This window comes from Pseudomonas mandelii (assembly GCF_006438925.1).
In the GTDB taxonomy this organism is placed as follows: Bacteria; Pseudomonadota; Gammaproteobacteria; order Pseudomonadales; family Pseudomonadaceae; genus Aquipseudomonas; species Aquipseudomonas mandelii_C.
The window spans coordinates 1-21506 of the sequence record NZ_RCZA01000004.1 but is presented as its reverse complement, the minus strand read 5'-3'; the positions used below and the strand labels follow the sequence as shown (position 1 = coordinate 21506).

Annotated in this window: 17 protein-coding genes; 9 read left to right on the top strand and 8 right to left on the bottom strand. The window is 57.2% G+C overall.

Features of this window, described 5'->3' with window-relative positions:
• Nucleotides 1-62 precede the first annotated feature (62 nt).
• From EAH74_RS10095 to EAH74_RS10080, 4 genes are all read right to left on the bottom strand, one after another.
• Entirely contained in the window at nt 63-494 is a 432-nt protein-coding gene (locus tag EAH74_RS10095; RefSeq protein WP_140677991.1) for an arsenate reductase ArsC, read from the bottom strand.
• A 17-nt stretch (nt 495-511) separates the two neighbouring features.
• The gene (locus EAH74_RS10090; protein WP_140677990.1) at nt 512-1330 is read right to left on the bottom strand and encodes a ParA family protein; all 819 of its coding nucleotides are present in this window, start codon (nt 1328-1330) and stop codon (nt 512-514) included.
• Between the two features lie 126 nt (nt 1331-1456).
• Nucleotides 1457-2392 (bottom strand): Ppx/GppA family phosphatase, encoded by a 936-nt coding sequence (locus EAH74_RS10085; protein WP_140677988.1) that lies wholly within the window; start codon nt 2390-2392, stop codon nt 1457-1459.
• Nucleotides 2393-2641: 249 nt separating this feature from the next.
• A complete protein-coding gene (locus EAH74_RS10080) occupies nt 2642-3403 on the bottom strand; it encodes a CHAD domain-containing protein (RefSeq protein WP_140677986.1) in 762 nt (253 codons plus the stop codon).
• A gap of 245 nt (nt 3404-3648) precedes the next feature.
• Between EAH74_RS10080 and EAH74_RS10075 the strand changes: the two genes are divergently transcribed.
• The 8 genes from EAH74_RS10075 to EAH74_RS10040 all read left to right on the top strand — a co-directional run bounded on the left by EAH74_RS10075 (nt 3649) and on the right by EAH74_RS10040 (nt 13080).
• Complete coding sequence (locus EAH74_RS10075; RefSeq protein ID WP_140677985.1) at nt 3649-3864, top strand: hypothetical protein; 216 nt, start codon at nt 3649-3651, stop codon at nt 3862-3864.
• Nucleotides 3861-5501, top strand: coding sequence for a TolC family protein (locus EAH74_RS10070; protein ID WP_240050490.1), 1641 nt, complete (start codon nt 3861-3863; stop codon nt 5499-5501). Before EAH74_RS10075 ends, EAH74_RS10070 begins: the two co-directional genes overlap by 4 nt.
• A gap of 30 nt (nt 5502-5531) precedes the next feature.
• Nucleotides 5532-6644, top strand: a complete 1113-nt coding sequence (locus tag EAH74_RS10065; protein WP_140677983.1) for an efflux RND transporter periplasmic adaptor subunit — start codon at nt 5532-5534, stop codon at nt 6642-6644.
• Nucleotides 6641-9736, top strand: a complete 3096-nt coding sequence (locus EAH74_RS10060; RefSeq protein WP_140677982.1) for an efflux RND transporter permease subunit — start codon at nt 6641-6643, stop codon at nt 9734-9736. Before EAH74_RS10065 ends, EAH74_RS10060 begins: the two co-directional genes overlap by 4 nt.
• A gap of 515 nt (nt 9737-10251) precedes the next feature.
• Nucleotides 10252-10797, top strand: coding sequence for a DUF2867 domain-containing protein (locus tag EAH74_RS10055; RefSeq protein ID WP_140677980.1), 546 nt, complete (start codon nt 10252-10254; stop codon nt 10795-10797).
• A gap of 374 nt (nt 10798-11171) precedes the next feature.
• Nucleotides 11172-11411 (top strand): hypothetical protein, encoded by a 240-nt coding sequence (locus EAH74_RS10050; protein ID WP_140677979.1) that lies wholly within the window; start codon nt 11172-11174, stop codon nt 11409-11411.
• A gap of 37 nt (nt 11412-11448) precedes the next feature.
• The gene (locus EAH74_RS10045) at nt 11449-11832 is read left to right on the top strand and encodes a hypothetical protein (RefSeq protein WP_140677977.1); all 384 of its coding nucleotides are present in this window, start codon (nt 11449-11451) and stop codon (nt 11830-11832) included.
• A 105-nt stretch (nt 11833-11937) separates the two neighbouring features.
• Nucleotides 11938-13080, top strand: coding sequence for a sensor histidine kinase (locus EAH74_RS10040; protein WP_140677975.1), 1143 nt, complete (start codon nt 11938-11940; stop codon nt 13078-13080).
• Nucleotides 13081-13223: 143 nt separating this feature from the next.
• Here EAH74_RS10040 and EAH74_RS10035 read toward each other — a convergent pair whose 3' ends face one another.
• The 4 genes from EAH74_RS10035 to EAH74_RS10020 all read right to left on the bottom strand — a co-directional run bounded on the left by EAH74_RS10035 (nt 13224) and on the right by EAH74_RS10020 (nt 20673).
• On the bottom strand, nt 13224-13556 hold the full coding sequence (locus EAH74_RS10035; RefSeq protein WP_140677973.1) for a hypothetical protein: 333 nt from the start codon (nt 13554-13556) through the stop codon (nt 13224-13226).
• 226 nt (nt 13557-13782) lie between these two features.
• Entirely contained in the window at nt 13783-14733 is a 951-nt protein-coding gene (locus EAH74_RS10030; RefSeq protein WP_140677971.1) for a diguanylate cyclase, read from the bottom strand.
• Nucleotides 14733-19283, bottom strand: coding sequence for a hybrid sensor histidine kinase/response regulator (locus tag EAH74_RS10025; RefSeq protein ID WP_140677970.1), 4551 nt, complete (start codon nt 19281-19283; stop codon nt 14733-14735). Before EAH74_RS10025 ends, EAH74_RS10030 begins: the two co-directional genes overlap by 1 nt.
• 265 nt (nt 19284-19548) lie before the next feature.
• Complete coding sequence (locus EAH74_RS10020) at nt 19549-20673, bottom strand: HDOD domain-containing protein (protein ID WP_140677968.1); 1125 nt, start codon at nt 20671-20673, stop codon at nt 19549-19551.
• A gap of 605 nt (nt 20674-21278) precedes the next feature.
• On the opposite strand from EAH74_RS10020, the gene EAH74_RS10015 reads away from it, so the two are divergent.
• Nucleotides 21279-21506 (top strand): transposase (locus EAH74_RS10015; protein ID WP_140677966.1); only part of this gene is annotated, 228 nt, incomplete at its 3' end.

Genomic DNA, 21506 nt, shown 5'->3' with positions numbered 1-21506 from the left:
TGATCTGCGCAGTCGTAGTATGGCGAGAACCTCTATGTGGTTAATCGTTCGCTCCGGAGCCTTTACTCGGATCGATGACTTTCCTGTCTGGTCTTCACGGTGACGAACATTTTGATGCGGTCGTGAATCTCCTGGAGGGCATGACGAAAAGGCTCATGTTTCTCGCTGGTCGTCGGGTCTTCAAAACTCCACACGATCACCTCGCCGGAAGATGGCATCCGAGAGGCCTCTTCGGACGATTTATCACACAGCGTGATGACATAGTTGAACGGCTGCCCCTCAAACTCACCGATGGCTTTACTGCGCAACCCCGTGCGGTCGACGCCAATATGATCGAGAGATTCCAAGGTGCGTGGGTCGATTTCACTGGCCTCGAGGCCAGCACTGTAGGGCTCGAAGTGTACCGAGTCAGTGTGTCGCAGCAGTGCTTCTGCCATGAGCGAACGAACGTCATTTTTTGCGCAAACGAACAGCACTCGACATTTGTCAGCCATAACGGTCTTCCCCTATTTCAAACTGTTGAACCAGTAATCTTAGTCGACGGGTAGCCGCCCCATTCAGGCCTGGCTTCAAGCAAGTTGAACAGCTCCACGAATTGCCGGGTCAGCTTGTGTTGCGGTTCCAGATAGATCAGTGGCTTGCTGGCCTGGTGTGACTCACGCATCTTCACCGAACTCATCAGATACGCAGACAACACCGGCATTTTCTCGGCAATCAGCTCGTCGAGCAGTCGTTGCGGCAGTGCGTTGCGAGCCTGGAATTGGTTAACAACGATGCCCTCAACCTCCAGCCTCTCGTTATGATCACTTTTGATCTCCTCGATTTCTCGCAGCACACCGTAAATCGCTTGGCGAGAAAAGCTATCGCAATCGAAAGGGATCAAACAGCGGTCAGCGGCAATCAGCGCCGAGACGCTGTAAAAATTCAGACCGGGCGGAGTGTCCATATAGATCCGCTCATAGTCTTCATCGAGCCTGTCCAGCAGCTTACTGAGTTTCTGAATTTTGTAGCGTGTCTCGAGCTTGGATTGCAGATCACTCAGCTCCGACGAGGCGGCGATCAAATGCAAGTTGTCGAAGCGGGTTTCATGGATATGGGCTTGGGCCTTCTTTGAGGCCGGGCCTGGGAACAGTGTCTGTTTGAAGAAGTCGGCGATCCCCAGGGGAATATCTTCGCCGCTGAGCCCGGTCAAATAGTGAGTAGCATTGGCTTGGGCATCCAGATCAATCAGCAAGGTGCGATAGCCCTCATAGGCACTGATGGCCGCGAGGTTACACGCGATACTGGATTTCCCGACGCCCCCTTTTTGATTGAAAACTACACGTCTCATGAAATGTCCGAAAAATTAGCATAGGTGGACATCATGTCTTTCCCTGATTTTTATAGCTTCAAGCACTGTAAAAGCTGTAACGATTCAACGTAAAGGTCTCTGCTCCGCAAGGTTGCTATGGGTTGATCAGTGATTACACATCAGACCATGAAGAACGCCGAACCTCAAACCAGGCTCGGAAGGCGTCATATGCGAGACACCAAACACCTTGAATGCCGCCAGCATGAGAACAAGACCTCCAGGCAAGATGCTCTGGCGATGGCTTTGCAAGCCCGTCAGCCGAAGCTGTTTGACATGTCCCACTTCAAGCAGGCGCAACGACAAGCGCAACAGTCCGCTGTAGGTGATGCCGCTTTCGCCATAGTCGTTCAACCCGTTGGCCTTGAGAACTTTGGCCAGCATCCGTGCGGTGCCTGAAGAACCTATCACCTGCTGCCAACCCAGCGTGCGATAACGACGCGCCACCTTTTCAAACTGCAATGTGGCTACACGCTCAGCCTCCAGGAGTGCCTGAGCCGTAATACAGCCACCCTGAAAGTAACGCGCGCCGAAGGTGCCGCTGCCAATCGCAATACTTTCGGTCAACAAGGGCTGAGCGCCCTGCCCCAGAATCAGTTCAGTGGAGCCGCCACCGATATCCAAGACCAGTCGCCTGCTCTGTGTACCCGGCACCGTATGAGCAACACCGGCGTACACCAGTCGGGCCTCTTCATGCCCAGAGATGACGTCAATCCGGAAACCCAGGTGCTGCTCCGCGCTGGCCAAAAACAGTTGGGCATTGTCGGCTTCGCGCACTGCACTGGTCGCTACCGCCCGCACACGTCCGGCCTCAAAGCCGCGTAACTTTTTGCCAAATCGTGCGAGCGCTTGCCATCCCCGATCCAACGCCAACTCGTCCAGTGCCCCGCCTTGAGACCCTTCCGCCAAACGGACAGGTTCACGCAAGGTTTTCACTTCCTGGATCACGAACCCCTGACGCCGTCTGACTGACTGGCCGATCATCATGCGAAACGCATTAGAACCAAGGTCAATGGCTGCAAATAGAGAGGCGTCTCCTTTCATGGGGGGATTCCTTGCAAGTTGAGCGCACTAGGCGGTTTGCGAGGATCTTGCCATGGGGTCGATGACGCTAAGATGACACCCTCTACCCTTTACGAATAAGCAGACACCAGGATCGCGGGTCTTGAGGATGTGATCTTCAAAGGACGCAAAAAATGTGTCATCGCGCTGTAACCTTCGACAGCAATACTCAGGCTATACAACGCGTGCTCGTTCTTCCGCTGCCACTTTAGGCGGCTTTTTTTTGCCTGATTATTTTGGCAGCAGTTTTGCCAACCCGACCAATTGGGTCTCGGCTTTTTCAAGAGCGGTCGCTGCGCAGCTCTGCCATATCTTTTCCAGCGGGCGCAAGTCGGATTCGTTCAGCGCCTTTTGGCACCACTGATAATGGTCATGCCATGAACCCAAAGCCGATTGCAGTGCCTTGAGCGCACTCGCCGCTTTACGCGAGAGCGGTGAAAGCTTGGGAAACGCTTCCGTGAGGTAGCGCGTGCGCTTGACCAGGATTCTCAATTCGTGCCGATCAAATTCAGCGTCATCCACGGCAGCATGCAGCCGGTCAATCTGCTTTTTCAGTGCTTTTTCAATTTGAGGTTGGATGTGCTTTAAACCGCCGTTGACTTCCACTGATCGAAAAATGGAAGGCCATTCATCCAATTGAATGAACAAGTTGTTGAGGTGTGAGCTTTTTAGAATCTTGGAGTAGTGAGAAGCCAAGCGCGCTTTTCTGAGCCGAACTTGGACAGGAAAGCCCCTGCCCTCCAGTTCCTGAATCATTACCTCCAGATCCCGAGCGGGTGTGGTTATCCTTCCCACCTCAGCTGCCGCGATGTTCAGAGCCGCCACCTGGCTCATGGAGCGCATCGGTCGGAGCAAACTCCTGATACGCCTCACGGCGATCCTAAGATCGTGCAGAGCTTCGCTATCAGTCCGTGCCTCCAACCGAGCATGGGCGTGATACAGGGCAACCTGAAGCGCCAGTATCTCAGCAACGAACTTGTCGACGAATGCCATTCGGTCATCTCATTGAAACGGGATGGACACGAGCTTAGCAGAAGCATCGATCATCAAATATTGACCTCCTTGAGAGTTATCGGCGACCACTTGAAAGAATCTGCGGGATCACTGGCCAGGCTCTCTCACGAATGTCGGCTATGGGGGGGCTGAGGTAATCCGACCGAAGTCTGACCTTTCGCTTACGACTCAGCCCCGGGGGCGACTTACGCTGGCATCGAACCTTCTTGATCCCCAGGTCTGCGATGAGCCTTAACCCTGAATCCAAATACCCGAGCCGCCGTTCATACGTCGTCAAGTTGCGCAGTGATGCCGAGCCGGACGCCCTGAAGGGCCGGCTCGAGAACCTGGTCACCGGGCGTCAGCGCGAGTTCTCCTCCGCCGAAGAGTTGCTGGAGTCGATTGGCGCGGATCTGGCGTCGGCAGCCGGTGAGCAAGCAATAGACAGCGACAGCGAATGATCCTTTCCAGCATCGACATACAGAGCGCATGGCGACTGAACGGTGACGGTTCGCTGACGACTTTGCGCACACAGTCCCCCTACGCTGACGCCACCTCGAACTACACGAGTCCATTTCTAATGCCGCAACTTTCCACCCCCCATCCGCTGCCCCGCCATACCGGTGGGATAGCCTTGCAACGGACCAAGTGCCCGACTGGGTTCGCCATTGCGGCAGCCCTTGTCACTTCGATGTCCCTCGCCCTTTCCGGCTGTTCCACACCTGTCGCCAAGCCATCGGTCGACGTACCGAGCCACTTCGCCGCGAGTACGGCCTCTGAGATGGAGCCCGAGGCGGCTTGGTGGGAGGTCTACCACGACCCATTGCTGACGGATCTGGTGCGCCGAGCCGCGCGTGAGAACCGCGACGTCAAGATTGCCGCCGAGCGGCTGCGTGCCGCGCGAGCCGGAGAAACGGTCAGCCAGTCCTGGCTGCTTCCTAGCGTCGGTGCATCCGTCTCCGGCAGCGACCGCAGCAGCGGCTTCAACTCGGCCATAAAACAGGGCTATCCGGATACCAAGACCTCCAGCGTGGGTCTGGACGTCTCGTGGGAACTCGACCTGAGTGGCCGCCTGCGAGCCGGCGCGGCGGCGGCTGACGCCGATGCGCTAGCCGCGGAACACAGCATGCGGGGAGTACGTCTGCTGGTGATGAGCGATGTCGTCAGCAACTATTTCACACTGGTCGGTGCACAGCGCCAGGTCGCAACGCTGCGCGCTATCTCGGCAATGCAGGACGAGACGCTGCGTTTGGTCACCGCGCGCCAACAGGTGGGACTGGCATCCGCCTTCGACGTCGAGCGCGCGCAGACTGACGCCTTGTCGGCGCGGGCGCAAATTCCGCCGCTGGAAACCCAAGCGGCAGTGTCACGTCACCGTATCGCGGTGCTGATCGCCGACCAGTCTTTCAACACCACAAACATCCAGCCTTCGAGCGGAGACTTGGTCGACGTACCTGAGGCCAAGCCCGGGCAGCCCGCCGAGTTGCTGCAACGCCGACCTGACGTACTGGCGCTGATGGCACAGCTCGACGCCGCCAATGCACGTCGCCAGCAAGCGAAAGCTGAGTGGTTCCCGCAACTCTTCCTAGGCGCGTCCTTCGGCCGCCAGGGTCTCAACCTGAACGGTGCCGACCTCGGCGCTGCGCGCTTCACCAACGTCGCAGGCCTGCTGGCTATGCCGCTCTTCAATGCCGGGCGCACGCAAGCGATCAACGAAGCGGCCGAAAGTGCTCAACAAGAGGCGCTGCTACGCGCCGAGGACGGGATCGTACGGGCGCTCGAGGATGTGGAAAACGCCCTTGTCACGCTTGCGCAGGAACGCCGCCGCTCGGGGTCGCTGCAATTGGCCGCCGCTTCCGCAGAGTTGGCTCAAAGTCGCGCTCAGTCGCTCTATAACCGCGGGCAGATTGACCTGTTGCCTCTGCTGGATTCGCAGCGGGCGCGCCTGGCGGCACGCCTGAATTCCAACGAAAGCAACACTCGCCTGCTGCTCGATAGCGTGCAGCTCTACAAGGCACTGGGCGGGGGCTGGCAGGTGTTCGAACAACCCTCCAACCCAACCGCATCCGCCAAAGCCGACCGGCCACCACTTTCCTAAGAATCTCTCGTTTTCCAAAGAGGAACCGTCTTGAAGAATTCCCTTACTGCGGCCGGCGCCTTGGCCGTTGCCGTCATGCTGTCCGCGTGTAGCCCCGACCAGCCCACCGTGCAGGCACCACGACCGGTGCGCACCGCTGCAATCAGCTACGACAATGCCCGCGACATCAGTCGCTATGTGGGCACCGTACAGTCGCGTCATGAAGTCGAGCAGGCCTTCCGCGTGGGCGGCAAGGTAGCCCAGCGCAAGGTCGATGTAGGCCAGTTTGTGCGTGAAGGCGACATCCTGGCTGTGCTGGATGACAGTGACTACCGCCTCGCTGAGGAAGCATCGCGACAACAGTGGTCGGTTGCCGTCGAGCAGACGCGCCAAGCCGACTCGGACCGCCAGCGCCTGACCGCGCTGAAGGCTGACGGCTCGGTCAGTGCGGCCGACGCCGAGCGCGCGCATACCAATGCCCAAACCGCGCATGCGACCGCCGAGGCCGAGGCGCGAAAGCTCGAACTCGCACGCAACCGTCTCAAGTACACCGTGTTGCGCGCCTCGCGTAGCGGCGTCGTCACGGCTGTGCGCTTTGAGGCCGGGCAGGTCGTGCCCGAGGGTCAACCGGTTGTCTCGATCGCGAATCCGGATGAATCCGAGATCGTCATCGACGTGCCCGAGGATCAACTGGCCGTCTTCAAGGACGCGCGTTTCAAGGCGTCGCTGGCCAGTGCGCCGAGCGAGGTCTTCGATGTCACGCTGCGCGAGCTATCGCCGCAGGCTGCAGCGCAGACGCGCACCTATCGCGCGCGGCTCAAGCCAATCCAGGCATTGCCGCTGGGCGCCACCGCCACGGTGATGGCCGAGCGAGTCATGACAAGTGTCTCTGTGGCGGCAGTGCCAGCCACCGCATTGACGCAGAGCGGCGGTCAGCCGGCGCTGTGGGTGGTCACGCCCACGGGCAAGGATCCGGTAGGTATCGTCGATCTGGAGCCTGTGGCGGTGTGGGGCTATCGCAACGACGAGGTGCTCGTCTCCGGGCCGCAGGCTGGCGTATTGGTCGTCACCGCCGGCGTCCAGAAGATGACGTCCGGACTGAAGGTCGCGCTCCCCGGTGCGGCGATCGTTGACGCCAATATCACGCAGCAGGCCGCCCGATGAACAACTTCAACCTCACCGACTGGGCGCTGCGCCATCGCGCCATCGTTCTGTTCATGCTCCTCATTGTCGCGGTGGCTGGCGCCTTCAGCTTCACCCGGCTCGGCCAGCTCGAGGATCCGAACTTTTCCGTGCCTTCCATGACCGCCATGGTCATCTGGCCGGGCGCCACTGCCCAGCAGTTGCAGGACCAGGTCCTCAACCGCATGGAGAAGAAATTCGAGCAGATCGACAACTTCGAGAAGGTGGTCACCTACGCGCGGCAAGGCTATGCAGGCATGACGCTCACCGTGCGCGGCGGCACTTCCAAGGCTGACCAGCGCGAAGCCTGGTACCAGGCGCGCAAGAAACTCAACGACCTGAGCCTCGAGATGCCTGACGGCGTGATCGGCCCGATCCTGAACGACGAGTACGGCGACGTGTATGGCCTGATGTACGCCATCAAGGGCGACGGCGTCGGTCACGCCGACCTCTCGCACGCGGCCGAGGACATCAAGCGCCAGATGCTGAAGGTGCCGATGGTCAAGAAGATCGATCTCATCGGCAAGCAGGCCGAGCGTGTCTACGTCGAGTTCTCGCACGAGCGCCTGGCCGCGCTGGGCATCACACCACTGGCCATTGCCGAAAGCCTCAAGAGCCAAAACGCCATGGTGCCCGCGGGCCAGATCGACACCCGCGGCGACCGCGTCATGGTGCGCGTGAGCGGCCAGTTCGCCAGCGAAGCGGCTATCCGCAACGTGCCCATCGCCGCGGGCGACCGGCAGATCAAACTCGGCGACATTGCGACCGTTACACGTGGTTTCGAAGATCCGCCCACCTACACGGTCCGCCACAACGGCGAGCCCGTGCTGATGCTCGGCATCACGATGACCAGCGACGGCAACATCGTGGACCTTGGCAAGGCGATGGACACGGCCGTCGCCAAGATCCAGTCGGAGCTCCCGCATGGCGTGGAACTTGAACTCGTGGCCGACCAGCCCACCACGGTGAGAGATGCAATCCTGGACTTCGGGCGCGCACTGGCCGAGGCGTTGATCATCGTGATCGCGGTGAGCCTGGCCAGCCTGGGCTGGCGGGCAGGCCTCGTGGTCGCGGCCACGGTGCCGCTGGTGCTGGGCGGCGTGGCGCTGGTGATGCTGGCGATGGGCTGGAACCTCGAACGAATCTCGCTCGGCTCACTGATCATCGCGTTGGGACTGCTGGTGGATGACGCCATCATCGCCATCGAGATGATGGTGGCGAAAATGGAAACCGGCATGGACCGCGTGAAGGCGGCCGCCTTCTCCTATCAGTCCACCGCCATGCCGCGCCTGACCGGCGCACTCATCACGGTCGTGGGCTTCCTGCCGATCGGCCTCTCAAAGTCCACCACCGGCGAGTACGCGGGTGGCATTTTCTGGATCGTCGGCGCCGCAGTGCTGTTCTCGTGGATCTGTTCCGGCATCTTCACGCCGTACCTGGCGGTCAAGATGCTGCCCAACGACTTGGGCACGCACCAGCACGCTGATCCGCACGACACCAAGTTCTACCGCAGCCTCCGCCGCCTGATAGACGCCGCCATCGAGCACCGCTGGGTGGTCATCGGTGCGACGGTTGGCGCTCTGGCGCTTGCTCTGGCCTGTATCAAGCTGGTGCCGCAGCAATTCTTCCCCAACAGTTCGCGCCCTGAACTGGTCATTGACCTGCGCGTCAAGGAAGGCTCCTCGTTCGCCGCGACGACCGAGCAGGTCAAGCACATGGAGGAGATCCTGGCGAAGGACGAGGACGTGCGTTTCTATACCGCCTACACCGGCGCCGGCGCACCGCGTTTCTATCTCTCGCTCAACCCCGAGCTGCCCAATCCGGGATTTGCACAGTTCGTTGTCATGACCAAGGACCTGGAAGCACGCGAGCGGGTACGTGCGCGGCTGGTGGCCTCGGCTGACCAACAATTCCCGCAGGCGTGGGTGCGCGTGACCCGGCTCGAGTTGGGGCCACCTGTCGGCTACCCGGTGCAGTTCCGCGTCGTAGGGCCTGATACCCAGAAGGTGCGCCAGATCGCTCGCGAGGTGGAGAACGTGATTGCGTCCAACCCGAAGGTGCGCGACCTCCAGCTCGACTGGAACGACCCGGTGCGCACGTTAAAGGTGGAACTTGATCAGGACAAGGCGAGCGCGCTTGGCCTCACGCCGGCCGACGTGTCGCTGGCGACCCAGACTGTGATGAACGGCGCAACCTTGTCGCAGCTGCGTGAGCACGAGGACCTGATCGACATCGTCGCCCGTGCCGTGCCCGCTGAGCGCCTGAGCCTCGACACGCTGAAAGACATCAACCTCTACACACGCCAGGGCACGGTGGTGCCGCTGTCGCAAGTCGCCCAGGTGCGCTCTGAACTGGAAGAGCCAGTGCTTTGGCGCCGCAACCGCGATATGGCAATCACGGTGCGTGCCGACGTGAAGGATGGCGAACAAGGTGTATCGGTGACTCAGGAGATCCAGCCGTTGCTCAAGGACATCGAAGCGAAGCTGCCGTCGGGCTACCGCATCGACACGGGTGGAGCCGTTGAGGAAAGTGACAAGGCCAACAAGGCGCTGATCGCGGTGGCCCCGCTGATGCTGATCACCATCCTGCTGCTGCTCATGCTGCAACTGCAGAACTTCTCCCGCATGTGGATGGTCGTGCTGACCGCACCGCTGGGGCTGATCGGTGTGGTGCCGGCGCTGCTGGTGTTCCAGTCGCCGCTGGGCTTCGTTGCGATCCTGGGCATCATCGCTCTGGGTGGCATGATCATGCGCAACGCAGTGATCCTGATCGATCAAGTGCAGATCGAAATCGCCGAAGGGCGCGACCCGTGGAATGCTGTGCTGGACGCGGCCATTCACCGGGCCCGTCCGGTGATGCTGACGGCGCTGGCCACCGTGCTTGCAATGATCCCGCTGACGCGCAGTGTGTTCTGGGGGCCAATGGCGATCGCGATCATGGGCGGTCTCACCGTGGCGACACTGCTGACGATTTTCTTCGTCCCTGCGTTGTACGCCGCATGGTTCAAGGTGGGTCGGCAGACGGCCACTGACACCCAACAAGTACGGGATGACGCCACGCTCGTTTCTGACTGATGAATGCCGGTGCACTGTGCCCCCGACCTCATTGCTGTTAGAGAAGCTTATTCAGCGCCGTTTCTGAAACAACCGAGGTCAGCCGTGAGGTCCTGCGAAGGTTACTTTTCTTTCGCACCTCGCGGCTCACAGGAAAGGCTGATGGCCATAAATAACTGCTGACGACAGAGTGCTATCGGCCAAAAGCAGCCGGCGAGCCAACAAGAGTCGGAGATCAGTGGGGCGTTCGGTTGCGTCTACTAAGCCAGGGGCTATTCAATGCTACGCTTCCTGTGATTCGTACTCGAACCCTCATCTCGGGCCAAAAAATGACAGCACTGAGGTTCTTTTTCGTGAAGTACAGATATCGCCTCAAGTCGTCGCTCGATAGCGAGTCCTGGTCCGAAGGCACAAGGCCGATTCGGGCGGATAGCCAAGAAGATGCCAATTACAGTGCTAGGCAAATGCTCCCGCAGGAGATGCCAGATCATGTGGTTGAAATTTTAGACCTCAGAAACGAACCATAGGCCGCATACATGTCAACCGAACACCATCACGCAACATCTGTGTCGCTTCCTCCGGAGTCGGCGATTGCTAAAGCCTACGCATCGATGAATCTCGCCGACGCTTACTCGATCGAGCTTCCCACCGGAGCGTCAACCAATCCCGAATTGTTGGCGAGGTTCATCTTCGCTCACCAAACGCCTTGGGTCAGCAGCCTCTTGACGGTTCGAGACGCGCTCGTAGCCGGTTTCGGCCTCAAGACAGCTAAGCATCTCGCATCACTGGATGCGGAGAGCGGAGCGGGCCGACTCGGCATCTTTAAGATCTACAGCACAAGTCCAACTGAAGTTGTTCTTGGAGAAGACGACAAGCACCTGGACTTCAGGCTCTCTGTTCTGTGTTCCGGTCAGTCGTCGCCGGGAGCTAAACGTCACTTGACTCTGTCGACCGTTGTTCATTGCCACAATCGCTTAGGTCGTCTCTATATTTTTCTCATTGCCCCGTTTCATCGCTTAGTCGTTCAGTCCAATCTTCGTAGTGCGGCACGGATCGGCTGGCCGTCGGCGACGGAGGCGTAAGCCAAAGTCCAAATCATCATGCGCGGCCAACTGAGGTCTAACCCTTCCCTCAACTCGGACCGCAACCGAAGACTGCCGCTGCGCGGCATAGGTTGCGGCCTGTTAGCTCGGCTTTGAACGACAGCTTCCGGGAAGCATGACCGACGGCAAAGGGTCGGTTGCAGCCCCTCATGGAGGGCAGAAACCGGCCAGAAGCTGCCTGTCAAGAGCGGCAGCAGCTGAGCTCTTGTCGGAAGCAGCAGTACTATGGCTGGTCGACGGGTGAAGATCTCTTGATATGAACCAGCGAAACTCATGGAGCAACCTTTGGTCCATGCTTTCAGAGCGAACTGGTGCCTCTTGTTGTTCGATCGTAAGCGCTGGTGGAGAAAGCCATGAGAGAAGCTACAAACGATTTGCCCGAGCCCATAAAGCGGCAGGCTGAGAGGATTCTCCGCGAGATCGAACTCGCAGGCTCAATGATTCTCGCGGTTAAAAGCGGCGCTAAAGCCCAGGGATTCATACTCGGAATAACATGCTGTGACGGCCTGTCCACAGAGCGCTGCGAACTGTTATCAGACCATTTTGACAGCATCGTGGAGCAGAGATTGAAGTCGCTGACATTAGGGCTGTAGCGTCAGCTGGACAGAAGAAACTGCGTAGAGGAATAGGATGAAGTACGTCACTTTCCTTTTAACACTTGCTCTATTAGCAGGCTGCAAAACGGCACCCGTTCCGGAAGAGATCACCACTGTTCCCCAAGAGCGGCTTTTTGGTTTTACAAAAACATCTGATGCCCATCTCGTCATCTTGGCCGCGACCTCATCAGGAAATGATTGCGCGATCCGTATTTCAATAGACGAAAAGCCGGCCGCTGACTTTTTCGGCGCAGAAGTAGCCCATTTCGGGCTCACGTTCGGATCACACACGCTCTCGGCGCGAACTTCGGAGGGGTGCTCTAGGCAATGGACGCAAGAAATCAGGGTCAGTGTCAAAGCTGGCGACGCCTTGATCATGCGTATCGACAAAGCGGGCCTAATACGGACCGCGCTTTAAAAGCTATAAACAACCTCCTACACTGCTGAACACCCGTTCACACCGTATCTGCGCAGCCTCGCTTTCTTGCCGGCCTCTGCATCGCCTCCCATTAGGATCACCGACATGCGCCTGTCCGATTTCATTCTTGAGAACCTTGAGCCGATTCTGCAGGCCTGGGAAGATTTCGCCAGAACCATTGAGACGCCGGGTGCGGACCTCGAAAGTGAAGCTCTGCGAGATCATGCCGAACAGATGTTGCAGGCAATTGTAACTGACCTGCGAACAAAGCAGACGAAGCGAGAGCAAGCTGCCAAGTCTCAAGGCCAAGTCCCTTCAGATGATGAAGAAACCGCCGCTGAAACTCATGCAATGACGCGGTTAATGGCAGGTTTCACGATCGATCAAATGGTGTCGGAATATCGAGCACTGAGAACGAGTGTCGTCAGTCAGTGGATGAGGCAAGTGAAGGATGGCACGCCGATTAATGTCGACGACATGACCCGATTCCACGAGGCCATCGATCAGGCTCTCGCCGAATCCATCGCCAGTTACTCACGCGCGGTGGAGGCGTCACGCAACGTATTTTTAGGCATTCTCGGCCACGACCTGCGCACCCCGCTTGGAGCGATCTTGCTGGGTGCCGATATGTTGAGGCGCTCAGAAGGGGCCGGAGCCCGGGCTACCAAGGTTGCCAATCAAATATATACAAGCGTGCGGCGAGCGAGCCAAATTGTTGGAGACCTACTTGATTTAACACGCTGCCAAATGGGCCCAGGCATTCCTGTCAAAACGGCGGATATAGATCTCTCGCACGTTTGCGAACGTGTTGTCGAAGAAATCCGAGCGTTTCATCCAAAGGCCCTGGTCTTGTTCGACGCGAAGACTCCAGTTCAAGGGCAATTCGATGGCGCCAGAATGGAACAAGTCTTCTCGAACATAATCAGCAACGCTGTACAGCATGGAGATAATCAACTCCCTATCAAGGTGGAGTTAGAGACCTCAGAAGACTGCGCTATTTTCACCGTCCATAACAGTGGTGAGCCCATACCAGAGGACATTCTCCCGTTTATATTTAACCCTATGGGTCGTTTCTCTCAGCGATCTGCAATTGATCACGGGCCGACAGAGGGGCTGGGCTTGGGCCTGTTCATCGCGTCAGAGATCGTGGCAGCACATAACGGTTCAATCGATGTCAGCTCTGACTCGAGTGGAGGCACCACCTTTCTAGTCAAGCTTCCAATTACTGAGCCGCCCCTACATCCGTAGACACATTCGAGAGGCCGCTTCGGGTCGACAGTGGCCTGTCCTTGGAAGCTCCGTTCGATGTGACAGGCCCGACATATGCTTTGGCGAAGCTGTGCGTTGCCAGGACGGTTCAAAGTCTTGGCGCGAGCTAAGTGAAATTGCTGTTACATCGACTTGACCGATATCACTTCCACATACCTGAACTTTTTCCTCGCAGCCTTGGTAGCCTGTTGCTCTGCTAGGAGGGTGCTCAGCGTATCGGCGTCATGGATTATCTCGTAAGTTTCACCTTCGAATTCATTTCCTACCCGGAGGGTGACCCTTAGCCTCGGCGTGAAGGCTTTCGAACCCCCCTTTTTTGTCGCAGCCTTTGCTGGCGGCACGGTCATGCCGGCCGGATGGACTTCTTGCACACCGGGCATGTTAACCGGCGTAGGTACCTCTGCGTAACCGAACAGCGCTCGGCGCATCTCTTCTTCCGTCAATTCTTTAATCATGCTCTGTCCCAGAGGGGCGCTTTGTGAAATCTGCCCAATTCTATCAGCATGGCTGATGCTCCCAGTATCCGGGCGCTGGATGGGCTCAGAGCAACCTTGGCTCGCAAGGCCGAAGACTGGTCGATTAGCATCTGTCACACCTGCGAGTCGCTTGCCTTGGAATACATGACGCGACCAAGGCATTCTTCGACAAGGGTTTGGAACCGAGCTATTCACAGAAGCAGAATTAAAGATATTCATCGCTAAAGGATGAACAGACCCTGGCCCTGCCAGTTTTTTTCGCCTCGTAAAGTTGCTTGTCTGCTGCTTCTATCAACGCCTGGAATTCATGGTTGTCAGTGGGAGTCAATGTTGCAACGCCTAGAGAAATAGTCACCACACGATCTACATCAGAAGCAGAATGCTCGATACCCAGCGCGCGGATACGCTCTTGCATTTTTTCTGCAAGTTCGACCGCTCCGCAAAGACCTGTATTGGGCAGAACGCAGGCAAACTCTTCGCCACCATACCGAGCGACCAGGTCGTAGGGGCGTCTAACCGTTTCAGATAACGCTTGGGCAACAGATTTCAAGCAACCATCTCCAGCCTGGTGACCATATTGGTCGTTGTAGCGTTTGAAAAAATCAACATCCACCAAGATAAGCGACAGTGGCTTTTGCTCTCGAAAGCACTGACGCCAATCCGCCAATATGTCCTCATCGAATTTACGTCGATTGGCCACTCCCGTAAGGCCATCCATCAACGCCATGGAGCGCAGCAGATCGTTCTGTAGTTTCAGGGCCAGGTGTGTTCGCACACGGGCTCTAACAATGATTGGATTGATGGGTTTGCTGATGAAGTCCACCGCGCCAAGTTCCAGGCCTAGTACCTCATCCGACTCCTGCTGCTGTGCGGTAATGAAGATGATGGGGATGTCCTGGGTCGCAGGGTCAGCCTTGAGTCGACGGCATACTTCATGCCCGTCCACGCCCACCATGACCACGTCCAGCAGAATCAGATCGGGTAGTTGGGTCTGGCATACCGTGATCGCCTGCTCACCGCTGGTGGCCATGAACACATCACAGTCCTCACGAAACAACTCATGGAGTACCCGGATATTAATCGGTTGGTCGTCGACAATGAGGAGTTTTGGACGGTTATGGGGGTGTGGTAACCAGGTTTGCATCGATTGTTCCATCAGGCAGATCTCAACAGTTCACGACCAATCGGCATCGCAGCGGAAAAGTCTAGCGACTGCACCATGACAACCAGTTCGTCGAACTGTGGGCGCAGGGATTGTGGCGTTTTTGACGCCAATGCGTCTGCCAGTTCTATGGCTTGAAGGTTGCCCGCTTCCAGCAACAGCAAAATCTCCTCAAGGGATTCTCGCCATTCCGTGAGCGCCATCAATTCGGAGTCAACACAGACCTTTGCGCTCGGGCTCTGACCAAAGTCGACATTCATCTGCTCGAGGCTTTGTTGCAGTAACCTGCTCAATTCATCAAACCATGCTGCGTCAGCAAAGATGCGCGCTACAGACTCAGCGTCTGCGGATTTCAGTTTGTGCTCCAGGTCGCCGGCCAGTAGCGATACCGCCTTGGCACCCATGGTGCCGCTGCTGCCTTTAATGGAATGGAGCACGAAAGCTGCCCCCGATGCGTCTTGCCGCTGGATCTGATCGTGCAACCGGACAAGCTGTTTTTCTAGCTCGGGACCAAAGTTACGCAGCACGTTGCGGATCAAATCGAGGTCACCACCAAAGCGGCTAATGATCGATTCACGAGGCTCGATGACGCCTTCTCCTGTATTGGCTTGGCCCAGGGCTGGAGATGCCTGGCGATCCTCACGGCCCGCTTGAAAAAGCAATGTTGCGACGAGTTGTTCCAGATCTATGGGCTTGCCGACATGCTCATTCATCCCCGCAGCAAGACAGGCCTCACGGTCGGTATTGGAGGCATTTGCGGTCATCGCCACTATTGGCAGCGCTGCAAAACGTGGATCCGATCGAATGCGACGGGTCGCCTCCAAGCCATCAATATCCGGCATCTGGATATCCATCAACACCGCGTCGAAGGGCACCCTCTCAGCCATCACCCTGCTCACACCTTCCAGACCGCCTTCAGCCAACGTCACTTGAGCACCTTCTCCTGTCAGTAACTCATCGGCAACCTGCCGATTAAGCATGTTGTCTTCCACGACCAATAGCCGCAGCCCGGCCAGGCGCTGCGGCCTGTCAACAGTTGACTTGGACGGGAGTGACTGCGCAAGGTCCTTGCCGTTGAGTGCTCGCTGAACAGCGTCGGCTAACTGCTTAGGCGTGACAGGCTTGGTGAGAAACCCCACGAAGGGAGCGTCTCCCATCTCGTTTGCGTCGGCCAGCACTTCACGGCCGTAAGCGGTAATCATAATAACCATTGGAGGAGGTACGCCGTTGCCCTGCTGACGGATCAATTGCGCAGCACTCAGCCCATCCATATCGGACATCCGCCAGTCCATCAGTACCACGTCGTAGGTTTCGCCTCTCGCCTGGGCGTTCTTCACCCATTCCACTGCTTTCGTGCCGCCACTCACGTGGTCGGCCTTCCACCCCAATGCATGAACCGTTCGCAACAGCAATTCACCCGCCATGGCGTTGTCGTCGACGATCAGTATCCGTATGAACGCATCGACTCCAAAGCTGTCAGATTTCAGCAGCGAATTCGGCGCTACATCCAGCGTGATATCGAACCAGAAGCGACTTCCCACACCCTGCTGGCTCTCCACCTGAAGTTCACCGCCCATCAAGCTGACCAACCGCTTACAGATCACCAAGCCCAGACCGGTACCGCCAAAGCGGCGGGTGGTTGAAGCCTCGGCCTGAGTGAATCCTTCAAAAATGCGTTGAAGTTGCTCCGGGCTGATACCGATACCGGTATCAGCAACGGCGATGCGCAAGCTCACAGTGTTCTCCGTGCGCATCAGTTGCTCGACGCTGACCACGATCTGGCCTTCCATGGTGAACTTGAGGGCATTACCCGCCAGGTTGATCAGCACCTGTTGCAGCCGCAGGCTATCGCCGATCAGGTCGTTGGGTAGATTGGAGTCCAGGTCGAACATGACCTCGACCTCTTTCTGGCCCTGATTACCTGCCAGCACAACGGAGAGATCACGCATGAGCGGTTCGAGTTCGAACGGGTGCACATCCAGCTGTAGCTTGCCGGCCTCAATTTTGGAGTAATCAAGGATGTCATTGAGCAACCCCAGCAGTGATTTCGCAGCGGTCTGCGCTTTGGTCACATAGTCGAGTTGACGACCATTCAGGTCAGTGTTCTGCACCAACTGCAACATGCCCAGCACGGCGTTCATCGGCGTGCGTATTTCGTGGCTCATGTTGGCCAGGAACGACGATTTTGCCGCACTCGCGGTATCGGCCTGTTCCTTGGCGTACAGTAGATGTGATTCCAGCTCGCGCTGGGCAGTGATGTCCCGATTGATACCCGTCACGCGCAGGGGCGTACCGTTGGGACTGCGTTCGACCTGCGCGCCTGCCTGTATGAAGCGGATCTGGCCGCCTGGGTGAACGACACGGAAAACTGTGTCGTACACACCATTCCCCTCAACGGCGGCATTCAGCTTTGCAGCCGCCGCCACAGCATCCTCACGGTGAATGCGAGAGTACCAGTGCTTATAACTCAGACCAGTATTGCGCAACGTCAGTGGCTGACCGTAGAACTCGAACATGCGGTCATTCCACTGCAAGTTATTGTCCGCCAACGTCCATGACCAGATGCCCAGTTCGGCTACCTCAGCAGCCATCACTAACTGATCGTGCACCGCCATCAGTTCACTACGTTGATTCTGCGTCGTCTCCAGGCTCGCAGCCAGCTCCTTTTCTGCCGCTTTCCGTTCGGTGATGTCTACCGCGATGCCCAGGTAGCCGCTCAATTTCCCATCGTCATCGCGCATGGAGGTGACCACCAGCGTGACAGGAAACCGCGAGCCGTCCTTACGTATGTAAGTCCACTCACGTGTTTCTGCGCCTTCAAGTTCAGGTTTATGGGTAAACACATGGAAACCGTCGATCGTCTGAGCGTACTCCTCGCTCAGTTCTGCGCCACGAGCAGTGACTTCCTCGGGCACATGGATCAGCGCTGGAGTGTTTATTCCCAGTAACTCATCGGCGTCATAACCCAACAAATGCTCGGCGCCTTTGTTGAACACACGGATAACGCCATCTAGATCCGTCGCAATGATCGAAACCTCGGTGGCCGAGCGCAGCACCGTGCCCAACAGCAGATTGAGATGCCGCAACTCAGAAGTTCGCTGCGCAACCTGCTGCTCCAGGCCGGAGTTGAGTTCGAGAATTCGGGCTTCCGCAGCTTTTTTCGCTGAGATATCCCTTAATGTCTTGGAAGCTCCAACGACGCGACCACCCTCGCCATAAATGGGTGAGACAGTGGCAGAGACATCAATCAGCCGACCGTCCTTGCAATGGCGTTGGGTATCAAAGCTGGAGATACGCTCCCCCGCCCTGATACGCACAAGGATCCCGGCCTCCTCAGCGACAAGCGCCTCAGGAACAACCAGGTGGGCCAGTGTCTGGCCCACTGCCTCCTCGGCCGTATAGCCAAACAGGTGCTCGGCCCCCTTGTTCCAGTTGGTAACTACGCCATCGAGTGTTTTTCCAATGATGCCATCGGCCGAGCTTTCGACGATGGCGGCCAGCCTTGCCTGCTCGGAGAATATCTGCCGCCGGCGTTGACGGCTTACACTCACGACACCCGCAAGCGTAGCCAGAAGTAGAGTAAGCAAACCACCCATCAACAGGACGACTGTTGGTGAAACCTGATGCAGGCGCTGGATGAACAACGGGCGCGCGCTGAGTTCAACTTGCCATCGCCTCCCGTATACCTCGCGCTCCACCTGGTGGGTCATTAGCGTTTCATGGCTAGTCGAGTCGTCCGTGCTTTCATAAAACAGCTTCTCTCGCCCTGGGACGGTGATATCCCTCAGCCCCAGATGCACCGCCTCATTTTCTATGCGCAGGCCCCTCAGTACCTGCTCTGTCCGCAACACGACATAGCTCCAGCCAAACGCTGCGGCCTCTCGCTCAACAGCGGTCGCCGGTGTCTCTCCGCCGCGAAAGATGGGCATCAACACCAGGAAAGACTGCTGCGGTTTCCCTGTGTCCTGTATCAGAGTGATGGGCCCGGTAATCCGTACCCTACCGCTTTGTATCGAGGATTGGGCAGCCTCTCGCCGTGCGGTTTCCGACGCAATGTCCAAACCAATTGCAGCCTGGTTTCCCTCAGCCGGTTCGACATACTGGATAACGTAACGCTCGCCTGAATGGGGTGAGAGTTGACGAATGGAGAAATCGGCTTTGCCATCGGCCCGAGCGTATTTGAGAAACTCGCGTTCATCGCGCTCCGGTACTCGCCTGATAAAGCCCAAAGCACTTGCGCCGGGGAACTCGGCAGCGAGGTCGCGCGTTTGGTGATATTGGTCAAAAACTTCGCGGCTGATGCCATGTTCACCCGCTGTCAGCACCGCTCCACGAGCGCCACGCAATCCGTATTGGTAAAGCTCGAGGCGAGTTAAAACCAACTCTGCGGCTTCCTCGGTAGCCGCGGCGATCGCGTCTTGAGCCTGCTGCTCGTTGATGCGTTCGAGGATCCAGCCACCCAGGATGCTTACCCCTAACCCCACCACCAGAGTGATAGATACTCCCCAGCTCAATGCAAAAAACTTATGTTTTCTCACCCGCATTGTCCCATTGCAGAAGACCTTCAAGCCTTCAATATTAAGTTCGAACCCTGTTGATAGCGTCTATAACTTAGTTCGTATGCATCACGTTAACCATGAACCCCGTGGATAAAAATGTGCATATTTGAGCCAAGGGAATAAGACGGATATATAGATAAACGACTTGTTACGCATTTCCTTTGAGCCTCGCAAATCCCTTTTTTAATAACAAAAAATCCTCGCCCAGCTTTTCGGTGGTGAGATGCCCTGTCTGTGTCCTCGAGTGCGCTCAGGCCAGGCCCGCCAATCGTTGAAGTCTTTCGAGGTCCGCTTCAGGCTCTCTATCATTCATAGCAGCCCCAAGGCGCATGACCACTTGTTCACGGCGTACCTGCATGGGAGGCAACGCATAGATCGCGCCTATCAACTCACGCAGTGTTTGAGGGAGTCCCCAGGAGGCTTTCAACTTGATGGCAAAGGGGGCGGCGAAATCACGCAGGGCGTGGGTGAGCACTTCTTCATCCACCCTATGCCCCTGGCCCTCCCACTTCTGGATTTGGTAAAGCACACAAAGCTCGCCTATCCGGTGCAGCAACGCAGCACTCTGTAGTGGCGTCGGATCTAGCTGGCATCGTCGAGCCAGGAAAACAACTTGCTCAGCCAGGCCCTCGGCATCATCCAGATAAGACTGCATGCAGGTCATCAGCAGCCCATTGGTTTGGGTATTGGCCTGTCGCAGGGCTTGGCTCAACGCCAGATTCACACTGGTAAGCTCACCCAATCGTTTAATAGCATCGATCAAACTGGTGCAGGGTTGGCCCACTCCGTGATAAGCCGCGCTGTTGGCTGCCCCAATCAGATGAGCGCACAGCGCCGGATCATGCTGCCAATCCTGGACCAATTCGCGAATATCCAGCTGCTCTCCCCCAAATCCACGCTGGAGATTTTCCTTCACCTGAGCGAGTAACGGCAGGTCCAGTTCATGGGTGGATAATCCGCTGAGATAGTTGATCAGGTTTTCATCAATATCAGCGGGCACCTGCACAAACGTATCGGCAGGAAGGAGCGCTTTGAGGCATTCAACGACACGCGACACTTGAAACGGCTTGGTAAAAAAAGCGCTGATCCTCAGCGATTTGACTGCCAAGACGCTTTCTCGATCGGAACGCCCGGTGATCATAATCAGCGGTATTTTCAGATCCTGTGCACGAATCGTTTGCAACAGGCTTACTCCGCTGGCATCCGGTAGATTCCAGTCAGCCATGACCATCTGGTAGGCATCCTGCTGCCAGGCATGCAAGGCACTGGCAACGTCGCCAAAGCAATCGACTTGCGCTAGCGGATGGATGCTCAAAACCAGCTGTTTCAGAAGGTCTGCTATCCAGGGGTCATCATCCAGAATCATCACGCGCATTCGGTCACCGCACTGGATTGATGCACTATTTCAAAAGGCTTTGCGGCCCGGGTTTGTTCGACGACGAAGTAGAGGTGGCTGACGTCAGGAAGTGCGGTTGTGAGCGAGGAATCGAGATTGAGTCACGGCGATATCCATTTCAATTTTGGTGTAAAAAGGTTCACAACGAATCTATTCCTCAGCGGCGAACTATACAAGCAAGCAAATAGCTCACAGGTAAATAGGCAGGCGGGGCTAATGCATGAATGCTGCGATAGCGCAATTGCTCGAGTGATTCCATTCTGCTGCTCACTGCTCCCGGCCCCCAAAATGAGCTGGACTCAAATGGTATTGGCTACCGGTCCGCACGACACTCAACCCATTTTTCCGAATGGTTTTATTTCAACTCCCTTGGGAATGATCTGACCTCTACTGAGGGGACCCGTGTCGAATGACCGCAAAATGTTAGTTGTGGTCAGGCGTGACAGGCAGAAATCGGCCAGAAGCTGCCATTCGCTGAAAGCAAGTTTCGACTGAATTTGCCTTTCATGCAGGCTGAACGAGCCCCATGAAAGACAGGACACCGTTTCCCCCTTACGATAAGGGATAGGCAAACGGTTATGTTTATGACTAACAGCAACGATAAGAGTGGGGAGCTTTTGGGCCAGGAGCGACGGCGCCGCTGGAGCCCAGAGCAAAAACTGGCCATGGTTCGCGAGAGTCTTGAGCCAGGGCAAAGCGTTTCGGTGGTGGCTCGGCGCAACGGCATCAATGCCAACCAGCTGTTCCTGTGGCGCAAGCTGTACCAGGACGGCAGCCTGTCGGCGGTCAGTGCTGGCGAAGCCGTGGTGCCG

Coding starts and splice junctions, on each gene's coding strand:
- EAH74_RS10095 (WP_140677991.1), bottom strand. CDS start 494: ATGGCTGACAAATGTCGAGTGCTGTTCGTTTGCGCAAAAAATGACGTT.
- EAH74_RS10090 (WP_140677990.1), bottom strand. CDS start 1,330: ATGAGACGTGTAGTTTTCAATCAAAAAGGGGGCGTCGGGAAATCCAGT.
- EAH74_RS10085 (WP_140677988.1), bottom strand. CDS start 2,392: ATGAAAGGAGACGCCTCTCTATTTGCAGCCATTGACCTTGGTTCTAAT.
- EAH74_RS10080 (WP_140677986.1), bottom strand. CDS start 3,403: ATGGCATTCGTCGACAAGTTCGTTGCTGAGATACTGGCGCTTCAGGTT.
- EAH74_RS10075 (WP_140677985.1), top strand. CDS start 3,649: ATGAGCCTTAACCCTGAATCCAAATACCCGAGCCGCCGTTCATACGTC.
- EAH74_RS10070 (WP_240050490.1), top strand. CDS start 3,861: ATGATCCTTTCCAGCATCGACATACAGAGCGCATGGCGACTGAACGGT.
- EAH74_RS10060 (WP_140677982.1), top strand. CDS start 6,641: ATGAACAACTTCAACCTCACCGACTGGGCGCTGCGCCATCGCGCCATC.
- EAH74_RS10055 (WP_140677980.1), top strand. CDS start 10,252: ATGTCAACCGAACACCATCACGCAACATCTGTGTCGCTTCCTCCGGAG.
- EAH74_RS10050 (WP_140677979.1), top strand. CDS start 11,172: ATGAGAGAAGCTACAAACGATTTGCCCGAGCCCATAAAGCGGCAGGCT.
- EAH74_RS10045 (WP_140677977.1), top strand. CDS start 11,449: ATGAAGTACGTCACTTTCCTTTTAACACTTGCTCTATTAGCAGGCTGC.
- EAH74_RS10040 (WP_140677975.1), top strand. CDS start 11,938: ATGCGCCTGTCCGATTTCATTCTTGAGAACCTTGAGCCGATTCTGCAG.
- EAH74_RS10035 (WP_140677973.1), bottom strand. CDS start 13,556: ATGATTAAAGAATTGACGGAAGAAGAGATGCGCCGAGCGCTGTTCGGT.
- EAH74_RS10030 (WP_140677971.1), bottom strand. CDS start 14,733: ATGGAACAATCGATGCAAACCTGGTTACCACACCCCCATAACCGTCCA.
- EAH74_RS10025 (WP_140677970.1), bottom strand. CDS start 19,283: ATGCGGGTGAGAAAACATAAGTTTTTTGCATTGAGCTGGGGAGTATCT.
- EAH74_RS10020 (WP_140677968.1), bottom strand. CDS start 20,673: ATGCGCGTGATGATTCTGGATGATGACCCCTGGATAGCAGACCTTCTG.